This is a genomic window from Acidobacteriota bacterium, from assembly GCA_003696075.1.
Taxonomy (GTDB): domain Bacteria; phylum Acidobacteriota; class Polarisedimenticolia; order J045; family J045; genus J045.
This window is the reverse complement of the sequence record RFHH01000063.1, coordinates 1-10,049: the sequence shown is the minus strand read 5'-3', so window position 1 is coordinate 10,049 and position 10,049 is coordinate 1. Positions and strand designations below refer to the sequence as shown.

The following is a 10,049-nucleotide window of genomic DNA, read 5'->3' as shown; positions in this document are numbered from 1 at the left end:
GCTCGGAAGCGGGCCGGCGAGCGTCCCGGCGGCCGGCATCTCCAGCGGAACCGGGTCGGGGCGAGGCGGCAGCACCCGTTCCACGCGCGGCACCCGGTGGGCCGGGGACTCCGCGCCCGCGGCGTCCCCCGGCGGCGCCGTCGTCTCCGCGGCCGGCGCCGCCAGAGGGATCGATTCGATCCGATCGATCTCCTCGGCTTCGTCGGCTCCGCCGGCGTCCGCCGGCGCGGCCGGAGCGGCGGCCGCGGCGCGGCGGGCCCGCTCCAGATATTCCTCCGCTTCCGGGTGGCCCGGGAGCAGCTCGAGCGCCTTCTCGAGGAGGGCCACGGCCTCCTCCGGGCGACCCTGCTCGACCGCCTCGATCCCCGCGAGCAGGGCCTGCTCCCCTTCCGCGGCGCGCCGCGCGGCCCGCGTCCGGGCCGCGGCGATCAGCTCCTGGGCCCCCGGCACCTGCTCGCTGAGAGCCATGGCGCGCGAAGCGAGCGCGATCGCCTCGTCGTCGTCGCCCTTGTCGAAAGCCCGCTGGGCCGACTCCACGAGAAGAGCCGCCTCCCCCAGGGCGGGATCGGGTGCGGGCAGCTGGCTCCCGCTTGCCGGCTCGCCGGGCGGCGGCCCGTCGACCAGTTCGCCGGCGGCCTCGACGAGGTCGCGCACCTCGGCCCGCTCCTCGGCCGGCAGCGCCGAGCGCTCGAGCTCCTGCGTGACCGCTGCGGCGGAAGCCGGCGCCGCCGGACGCTCTTCGGCAAGGTCGAGGTCGAGATCGAGATCGATGTCGAGATCGGGCCCATCCTCGCCGGTATCTTCGCCGGCGAGGGCGGCGATCCTCTCGCGCGCGGTGGCGTCGTCGGGGTCGATCTGGAGGATCGCTTCCCAGATCTGGCGCGCCCCCTGGCGGTCGCCCGACTCGAGCCTCTCCTCCGCCTGGCGTCGAAGGTCGGCCAGGAACAGCTCGTCCCGGGTCTCCGTGGTGGTGGTCAAGGAGAACACCCCATCCAGGCGCCGGCTGCGGCGGGCGCCGCCGCCGGAGCGCGCCACGGCGCGGTCATGGCGGCAATATAGGGAGCCACGTTTCGGGCGGGCAAGATCGGGTTCAGGAGCGCGGATCGTAGTTCCGGAGGCACTCCTCCGAGCAGAAGTAGACCGGCTCGGGGCCGAAGCTGGCCGCGAGGGCCCGTGACCGCGGCAGGCGGACGCCGCAGACCGGATCCCGGACGAGAAGCTCCGGGCGCGCGGGCGGCGAGGACCGCGGTGTCGGGCGGGCCCGGCCACCGGCGAGGGCGCGGAGGAGCCGGGAGAAGATCAGCACCGCCAGCCCCAGGAGGAAGAACCGGGCGGCCGCGGCGAACAGCGAGATCAAGAAGCGGAACACGCTCGCGCCTCCGGCGCGCCGGATGCCGCGCCGCCCGAACGTAGACGGAGGCACCATCCCCGTCAACCGCCGGGCCGGGCTGGCGGCGGCCGGGCCCGCCGCGGACAATCGCGTCCGTGCCGGACATCTCCGCGGCTCGAAATCTCTACGGCTCGGCGCTGGCCGAGCTGGGGGCCCTGGTCGCGTCCCTGGGCGAGCCCCCGTACCGCGCCCGGCAGATCTTCCGGGCGATGTACCGGCGCGATGCCCTCGTCCCGGCCGGGTGGTCCGATCTACCCGCGGGTCTGCGCCGGCGGCTTTCCGAACGGCATGTCGTGCGGCGCCCCTGGGTGGCCGGGCGTCGCGACGCCGCGGACGGGACGCGCAAGTACCTCCTCGACCTCCCGGCGGGCGGCCAGGTGGAGGCGGTGGCGATCCCGGCCCGGGAGCGCTGGACGTTCTGCATCTCGTCGCAGATCGGCTGCGCGTTCGGCTGCCGTTTCTGCATGACCGCCCGGCTCGGCTTCACGCGCCACCTGACACCCGGGGAGATCGTCGGGCAGGTGGCGGCGCTGCGGGCCGACACCGGCGCGCCCCACGGCGCCTACAACATCGTTTTCATGGGTATGGGCGAGCCGTTGCACAACCTGCGCGGCGTGATGGGTGCGCTCGAGATCCTGCTGCATCCGCTGGGATTCGCGCTGCGCCCCCGCCGGATCACGGTCTCCACCGTCGGGCTGCCCGACCGCATCGCCAGACTCGCGAGTCTGCCCGAGCCCCCGCGGCTCGCCGTGTCGCTCGTCACGGCCGATCCCGCGCTCCGGCGGGAACTGATGCCCGCCGCGCGGGCGGTGCGTCTCGAGGATCTCGCCGCCGCGATCCGCGCCTACGGGGCGGGACGCCGGGACCGCCCGACGCTCGAAGTGGTGATGCTCGCCGGCGTCAACGACGGGCCGTCCCACGCCGCGGCGCTGGCGCGGTTCGCCCGCGCCGCGCGCGCCAAGGTGAACCTGATCGAGTTCAACCCGACGCCGGAACTCCCGTTCCGGCCGTCGCCGGAGGCACGCGTGCACGGCTTCCTGCGCAGCCTGAGCCGGGCGGGGGTGGTCGGCACGGTACGGCGCAGCCGCGGCCGCGACATCGACGCCGCGTGCGGTCAGCTCGCGTTCACCGGGGCGGCGGCGGAACGGCCGGCTCGGTAGGCCTCAGGAACGCGCTGGCCCGAGATTGGCCAGGAACTCCTCGTTCGTCTCGAACGACGAGAGCTTCTTGAGAAGCGCCTCGATCGCGTCGACCGGGGCCATCGTGGAGAGGGCGCGCCGCAGCAGGTGGACCTTCGGCGTCCACTCCTTGAGCAGCTTCTCCTCCTTCCGCGTACCGGTCTGATGGATGTCGATGCAGGGGAAGACGCGCTTTTCGAACAGCTTCCGGTCGAGAACGATCTCGGTGTTCCCCGTCCCCTTGAACTCCTGGAAGATCACCTCGTCCATCTTGGAGCCGGTGTCGACCAGGCAGGAGGCGATGATCGTCAGCGATCCTCCTTCCTCGCACCGCCGGGCCGCCCCGAAGAATCGCCTGGGATTCTCCAGCGTGCGGGAATCGATGCCTCCGCTGAGGATCTTGCCCGATCCCCGCTGCTCCACGTTGTAGGCGCGGGCGAGACGGGTCAGCGAGTCGAGCAGCACCAGCACGTCGCGACCGGACTCCACCAGCCGCTTCGCCCGCTCCAGAACGATCTCGGCCACCGACACGTGGTTCCGGGCCAACTCGTCCGAACTCGATGCGATCACCTCGCCGTTCGGCACCCGCCGGCGCCAGTCGGTCACCTCCTCCGGCCGCTCGTCGATGAGCAGCACGATGAGGTGGATCTCGGGGTGGTTGATGGTGACGGCGTGGGCGATCTGCTGGAGCAGTGTGGTCTTGCCCGCCTTCGGCGGGGCGACGACGAGGCACCGCTGCCCTTTGCCGATCGGTGCCACTAAGTCCACCACCCGCGGCTCGATCGGCTCGCGGCCCGTCTCCATCCGGATCGGCTCCTCCGGCGAGGTAGCGGTGAGGTCCTGGAAATGCCGTCGGTCGTGCCAGCGTTCGGGCGGCAACCCGTTGATCTCTTCGATCTCGTAAAGGGCGGGACCCCGCCGTCCGGTCGGGCGCGCCTTGCCGCGGATCTCGACACCCTCCTCGAGACGCCAGTCGCGGACGATGTCCGGGGCGACCCAGACGTCGTCCGGGCGCGGCAGGTAGTTGGCCTTCTGCGTCCGCAGGAAGCCGTACCCCTCCGGAAGGATCTCGAGCACGCCCCACGCCGGAACGGGCCCGGTCGACACCTCCGCCTGCTCGACGGCCGCCTGGGGAGCTCCGCTCGCCTGCCCCTGATGGTTCTGCGAACCGCCGCGCCGACGACGCCGGCGGCGGCGGAAACTGGTCTTCTTGGCGTTCACTTTCCGATCGTCCTCGCTTTTCTCAACCGATCGCCGGCTCGACGGGCCGACGACGTTCCGATCCCTCCGGCGCGGGCCGCATGACGCACGGTCGCGTGGGGGTCGCGGGCGAGACGCGCCAGCGCCTCGCCGTCTCCGGGAACCGCTCCGGGGTGACCCGCCAACCACACCGCGACCCGGGTGCGCACGACCCACGACGGGTCGTCCGCCCACCGCGCCAGATCCTCCGGCCGGGCCGCCGCCAGCTCGAGGCAGGCGACGGCAGCTCGGGATCGCACCGCCTCGTCGCCGGAGGTTCCGGCGAGACGGCAGATGGCGCGCTTCCTCTCGGGTTCGATCTTCTCACCCAGATCCCTTGTCGTTTCGATCTCGACCAGCTCCCGTTCGGGCGTCGGGTTGGAGACCCGCCGTCGCTCGAGGGACGGCAACACGACGTTCGGGTCGGCGCGCGTCAGCGCGAGCATGCAGGCGCCGCGGTAAAGAGGGTCGCGGTCCTGCAGACCCTCTACTAGCGCGTCGACCTGGTCCGGATCCTCTTCAATCAACCGGCGCGCCCTTTCGGCGCGTTCCAACGCTTCCCGTAGGCTTCGGGAATCCGATGTCGCCGCGGCCGCTGGTCCCGCCTCCGTTGCTGGTTCCCGTTGCTGGGCGTCGGACGGCCCCAACCGGCACGCGACGGCGACCGCGAGGATGGCTGGGAGCAGGACCCCTGCGCCCAGCGGCCACCTTCGGATCGGCAGCCGTGGGGAGTATAGCGACCGTTCCGGCACCTTGTCCACCCTCGCCCGGGGGCGCCGCCCGGACCTCGTCACGGCCTGCCTTCCTCCACCCGGGTCCGTATCTGCGCGATCGCGTTCGCCGCCGCGGCGCGGTCGTAGCGGCTCTCGCTCGCCTCCATCCGCTCCAGGGCCGGCAGCGCGCGCGGATCGCCGATTCGACCCAGGGCGCGCGCCGCCCAGGCGCGAACCTGCATGTCCTCGTCGGCAAGCGCGTCGATCAGGGGACCCACCGCCGAGGGCGCGGCGAGTTCGGCAAGCGCCTTGGCGGCCTCGCGGCGGATCCCCGGATCGGGGTCGCGCAGCAAGGATGCCGCGGCCGGCGCTCCTTTCGGGCTGCCGATCTCGGCGATGGCCTGCACGGCGCGCCGTCTGACCACCGGAACCGGATCGCGAGCGAGACGGGAGAGCGTTTCGAGCGCTTCCGGAGATCGGAGTTTTCCGAGCGCCGTCGCCACCGCTGCTCGCACGCCGGGATCCTCGTCCGCGGCGGCCGGCGTCAGAAGGGAGACGGCCTCCGGACGACCCGATCTCCCGAGGATCGCCACGGCGGTGACGCGCAACCGCCGGTCCGGATCCGCCAGCGCGCGGGCCAGCTCGTCCAGGTCGATCTCGCCGCGCCTTTCCGCGCGGTAGAGCCGGTCGATCCGCTCCTCCACACCCGGATGGCAGCCGGCGGCGCCGACAGCCGCCGCCAGAGCCGCCGCGAGGAACACGCCGAGGGCGCGCCGGCGCCACGGAGCGCGTCTTCCGCCCCGGGTACCGCTCTCCGCTCGCATGCCGGTCACTCGCCGATGATCTTGATCAGGACGCGTTTGGGCCGGCGGCCGTCGAACTCGCCGTAGAAGACGTGCTCCCACGGCCCGAGGTCGAGACGCCCGTCCGTGATGGCGATCACGACCTCCCTTCCCATGATCTGCCGCTTGTGGTGGGCGTCCGCATTGTCCTCGCCGGTGCGGTTGTGTTCGTAGGCCTCGGGGCTGGCGTCGAACGGTGCCAGGCGCTCCAGCCAGCGCTTGTAGTCCCGATGCAGGCCCGGCTCGTTGTCGTTGATGAACACGCTGGCCGTGATGTGCATGGCATTGACGAGGCAGAGGCCCTCCCGCACCCCGCTTTCCGCCACGGCGGCCACGACCTCGTCGTGAATGCTCACGAAGTCCATGCGGCGGGGCACGTTCATCGTGAGGTACTTGGTGAAGCTCCGCATCGCCGCCTCCCGGGACGAGCGTCAGTCGAGATCGAGGGGATTGAGCGGCATCCCGTCGTCGTCCGCCGCCTCCTGCCGGGCCCGCTCGAACTTCTTCTCGAGCAGTTCGCGGCGGCGCTTTTCGACCTTGAACGCGCGCAGGAAATCCTTCTCGCGTTTTTCGCCGGCGCGGCGCACTTCGCCCAGAACGTCGTCGAAATCCCGCTTACCGGCGCGATCGGGGGAGGCGTGCAGGACCTCCCCCGTGTCGCGGTCCACGCTCAGCCGCGCCCGGCAGAGGGGGCAGCGGACATCGAGGGCGTCGTCCTTCGGGTCGCCGGGCATCGCCACCTCCGCGGGCATTCTACCGCCCGGAGGCGCGGCGGGCGGCTTACTGGCAGCCGCCCGGCACGGTCCGCTCGTTTCCGGCGCTGTCCGTTCCGGCCGTTCCCTCGGCCCCGCCGAAGAAGCCGGTCACGAGGTACCACACGGCCTGCCCCGGCGCCGGGTCGTCGGGGACGTCGGCGAACGGCGGCGGCGTCTCCGGCACCAGGCACGACCCGTAGACCGATCCCGGCGCGAGGTTCCCCACCAGGTCGGAGTAGACGGCGTAGCCCTCCGCGCCCGCTTCGCGCGGCCAGAGGAGGCGGTCGGGTGCCCCGGCCTCGAGGCGGACCCCGCGCACCTCGCCGTCGTCGAGGTCGCAGGCGTCACCGACCCCGTCACCGTCGCGGTCCGACTGAAGGCCGTTGGCCGTCAGCGGGCAGTTGTCCACCGTGTCCGCCACGCCGTCGCCGTCGTCGTCGGCATCGACGGCATTGGCCACGCCGTCCCCGTCCGTATCGGGATCGCACGCGTCGCCGAGGCCGTCCCGATCCGAGTCGTTCTGGAGCGGATCCGGGTCGTCGGGGCAGATGTCGCAAGCGTCGCCGACACCATCGCCGTCCCGGTCCGACTGGTCGTTCGCGACGAACGGGCAGTTGTCGGTGTCGGCGCCGACCCCGTCGCCGTCCAGGGCATCGTCGTAAGGATCGCCGGGGAACGGATCGCACGGATCGCCGGCGCCGTCATGATCGCGGTCCGCCTGGGAAGGATTCGCGTCGAACCGGCAGTTGTCCTCGAAATTGCGGGCGCCGTCGCCGTCCCAGTCGTTCGCCGCCGACTCGTCGCACGGAGAGGGCAGGCTGCGCTCCACGCCGGCGGAATCGACGCCGGGGCTCCCCTCGGTGGCCCCGTCCGACGCGGTGACCAGGTACCAGAAGATGCTCCCCGGCTCCGGCACGTCGGTCAGCACCGCCTCGTTGATCTTCATCCCCGCCCGGTAGCAGAAGCCGGGATCGCCTGCGGGAAGCCGGTCGACGAACCCGAAGTAGACGTTGTAGCTCACCGCCGGCGGCTCCGGATCCCAGGCGGCGTCGGCGCGGCTTCCCTTGCGGCGCAAGGACACGTTCTGGACGATGAGATCGTCGGTGTCGCAGATGTCTCCCTCGCCGTCGCCGTCCTGGTCGAGCTGGCGCTCGTTCGGAACCAGCGGACAGTCGTCGGCGGCGTCGGCGACGCCGTCGTTGTCGTCATCGGTGTCCGCGGTCGCGTCATCGGAGCCGTCGCCGTCCACGTCCGCGTCACAGCTCTCCCCGAGGCCGTCGCCGTCGATGTCGCGCTGCACCTCGTCGGCGCTGTTGTCGCAGAGGTCGCAAACGTCACCGAACCCGTCGGCGTCCGTGTCCTGCTGACCCGGGTTATGCACGTGGGGACAGTCGTCGTCCCACGAGGGACGCCCATCACCGTCGGGATCGTCGAGCGGGTCGTCGGGGAAGGTGTCGCACAGGTTTCCGTGCCCGTCGAAGTCACGGTCGAGCTGATCCGGGTTGGGGTAGTTCGGGCAGTTGTCGCCCGGCGCGATCAGACCGTCGGCATCGGGGTCGGAAGCGTCGTAGCTCATCCCTTCCCCTCCCCCGAAAATGTCGGCATAGCTGGGGTCGTTCCGGAAGTCGGCCCAGATCGCCAGGAAGGCGTCGCCGGCGGCATCCGCGCTGACGAGGATCGACTCGGAGGAGCCCGGCGGATCGCCCAGGTCGAGCCGCTGCTCCGGGCCGAAGCTCGCCCCGCCGTCGAAGGAGCGCACGGCATAGACGTCGTGGGCGGGAAGCGCCTCGGTCCCGTCGCGGTTCTCCGTCCAGACGACGGTGACGGCGGTGCCGTCGGCCACGAGATCCCACGACTCCACGTCGAGGGATCCGGGAGCGCTGCCGGTGTCGACGCGCACAGCCGGCTGCCACGTCGCGCCGAGATCGTCGCTGTAGGTGAAGTAGAGATCGGCGCTCCCGTCCCTGTCGTCCTCCCAGGCGACGTAGATGCGGCCCGGGTTGCCCGTCCCGACCGCCACCCTGGGCGCCGTGGCGTTGGCCCCCGCGGGGCTGTCGCTGTCGACACGGGCCTCCGCCGCCTGCCAGGTGCTTCCCCCGTCCTGGCTGGCGTTGAAGTAGATGTCCCAGTCGCCGCCCCGCATGTCCTGCCACACCGCGACGACGAGGCCCGCGTCATTGCAGGCGACGTCGGGCGCCGCCGACTCGGTACCGGGCAGGCCGTCGCTCGTATCGAGCCTCCGCTCGGTCGTGCCCAGCGGAGGGTCGAACGTCTGGCCGTCGTCGAACGAGACGCGGTGCACGATCCGCCCCGGCTGCTCCAAGCTGCTCGCCGGGTCGGTGGCGTCGCGCCGGTCGACCCAGACGACGTTGACCCGGCCGGTGCCGTCGGCACACAAGGAGGGCTCCGACGAGCGTTCCAGCTCCGCCGTGCCCGCCATGTCGACGGCGTTCAGGTGCTTTTCCGGCTGCCAGGTCAGTCCCCCGTCGAGCGACGAGCGCATTCTCACGTGGAGGTAACCGAGCGTGGCGGTGCCCTCCTGGTCGTCGGCCCAGACGAGATGCACCCGCCCGCCCGGAACTGCGGCGAGCTGGTGGTCGAAGCCGACCCAGCACCCGACGTTGCAGAAGGGATCGGCCGGGTAGTTCGTCACATCGACCGGATCGCCCCACGTCTCGCCCCCGTCGGCCGAGGCGAGCACGAAAACGTCGGTCTTGACCGACTCCCGGTCGATGGTCGCGACGTAGACCCTTCCCTCGCCGTCGGCGGCCACGAGCGCTCCCTTCGTGTCTCCGTCGAAAGAACCCGGCGGGTAGAGCGTGTTCATCCGGCGATCGCCCGTCCGCCAGGTGCCGCCCTGGTTGACGGAAACGTTGAAGAACGGGTCGTGGCCGAACGAGAAGGTCCGCCGGATGTAGGTGGCGTAGGCGCGGTTGCCGGCGAGCGCGATCGAACTCTGGTTTTCGAGCGAGCGGTTCGCCCCCGCCTTGGGTACGTCGACCCTCCGGTCCGGTTGGCGTAGCACCGCGCCGGAGGCCAGAAGTCCGGCCAGGAGGAGGGTGGAAGCGGCGAGGAGTCGGGCGAGGAGCGAGCGGCGTCGGTGCTGTCCCACCGTCATGACTTCTCCTTCCGTTTCGGGACGCATCGTCACGCCCCCTACGCGGGCGCGGGCCCACCGCAAGATGGCTTGCGCGTTCCGGATGCGTCCTCCGGCGGCCGGTCGGTCAAGCCCCTTCCAGCCTTCCCCACCGCGGAACGTGACGATGAGCTATATACCCCGGCGCATCGGACCTCGCCTGAAAAAAGCGGAGGCGCCCCGCCGGCGAAGGGCCTCCACTCGTACCGAGGCTCGAGGAATCCGCCATGGTCCGCAGAAGTTCGTAACGGTTCGGCACCGAACTCGAGCGTCTGGCAGCGTCCGCCTCCGGAAGCGTGCGGCGCGAGGGCGGACCGCCCGGTCCCGCGCGGGGGGCGCGGCCCCGAACTCGAACGCCTGCGCGAGGTTGCGCGGTGCGGGCTTTCCGGCCTCGGGGAGCGGTTTTTTTTCTTGCATCCCGCGGCGTCTGCTGGTTTATTTCCGGCCGTCAGGAGGGGCTTCGTCCCGGCGAGCCTCCGACCCGTGCTGCCCGGGCCGGACCGTTCGCAGGGTGCGGATCCCCACGACGAGTGCGAGGCTCAACTCGGCCCCTTGAGGGGGATGGCGCAGGGGTTTTGGGTTCTGAGCCTGGCAGGGCCGCGACGGACCTGAACCAGTCCAAAGCCTCGGTGCTCGTCGTCGAGAAACTTGGAGTTGCGGGTTAGCCGACAGAAGTCGCAAAAAGGAGTTCGAACCGACCGTAAGCCCCTGCGCCCAGAGGAAAGGAGCCCAAGACGATGCGTCCGGCAGCTTTCAGAAAACTCGTAGGCGCCGCGTTCGTGCTGGCGGTGCTCGC

The 10,049-nt window shown here is 71.5% G+C and carries 9 protein-coding genes; 1 reads left to right on the top strand and 8 read right to left on the bottom strand.

Annotation, left to right across the window (positions count from 1 at the left end):
* Both D6718_04190 and D6718_04185 read right to left on the bottom strand, forming a co-directional pair.
* On the bottom strand, positions 1–987 hold a 987-nt coding region (locus D6718_04190; GenBank protein ID RMG47228.1), incomplete at its 3' end, for a hypothetical protein.
* Positions 988–1,090: 103 nt separating this feature from the next.
* Positions 1,091–1,426 (bottom strand): hypothetical protein, encoded by a 336-nt coding sequence (locus D6718_04185; protein ID RMG47227.1) that lies wholly within the window; start codon positions 1,424–1,426, stop codon positions 1,091–1,093.
* Between the two features lie 50 nt (positions 1,427–1,476).
* On the opposite strand from D6718_04185, the gene rlmN reads away from it, so the two are divergent.
* A complete protein-coding gene (gene rlmN, locus D6718_04180; GenBank protein ID RMG47226.1) occupies positions 1,477–2,550 on the top strand; it encodes a 23S rRNA (adenine(2503)-C(2))-methyltransferase RlmN in 1,074 nt (357 codons plus the stop codon).
* 3 nt (positions 2,551–2,553) lie between these two features.
* Here the strand turns inward: rlmN and D6718_04175 are convergent, their stop codons facing one another.
* From D6718_04175 to D6718_04150, 6 genes are all read right to left on the bottom strand, one after another.
* Positions 2,554–3,789, bottom strand: coding sequence for a transcription termination factor Rho (locus D6718_04175; protein ID RMG47225.1), 1,236 nt, complete (start codon positions 3,787–3,789; stop codon positions 2,554–2,556).
* Positions 3,786–4,253 carry a hypothetical protein gene (locus D6718_04170; protein ID RMG47224.1) on the bottom strand — a complete coding sequence of 156 codons (468 nt, stop codon included), beginning with the start codon at positions 4,251–4,253 and terminating at the stop codon, positions 3,786–3,788. Before D6718_04170 ends, D6718_04175 begins: the two co-directional genes overlap by 4 nt.
* Before the next feature lie 344 nt (positions 4,254–4,597).
* Positions 4,598–5,344: a HEAT repeat domain-containing protein gene (locus D6718_04165; GenBank protein ID RMG47223.1), complete on the bottom strand. Its 747-nt coding sequence runs from the start codon at positions 5,342–5,344 to the stop codon at positions 4,598–4,600.
* Positions 5,345–5,349: 5 nt separating this feature from the next.
* The gene (locus tag D6718_04160; GenBank protein ID RMG47222.1) at positions 5,350–5,772 is read right to left on the bottom strand and encodes a YjbQ family protein; all 423 of its coding nucleotides are present in this window, start codon (positions 5,770–5,772) and stop codon (positions 5,350–5,352) included.
* A 21-nt stretch (positions 5,773–5,793) separates the two neighbouring features.
* The gene (locus tag D6718_04155) at positions 5,794–6,096 is read right to left on the bottom strand and encodes a hypothetical protein (protein RMG47221.1); all 303 of its coding nucleotides are present in this window, start codon (positions 6,094–6,096) and stop codon (positions 5,794–5,796) included.
* Positions 6,097–6,142: 46 nt separating this feature from the next.
* Positions 6,143–9,268 carry a hypothetical protein gene (locus D6718_04150; GenBank protein ID RMG47220.1) on the bottom strand — a complete coding sequence of 1,042 codons (3,126 nt, stop codon included), beginning with the start codon at positions 9,266–9,268 and terminating at the stop codon, positions 6,143–6,145.
* Positions 9,269–10,049 lie beyond the last annotated feature (781 nt).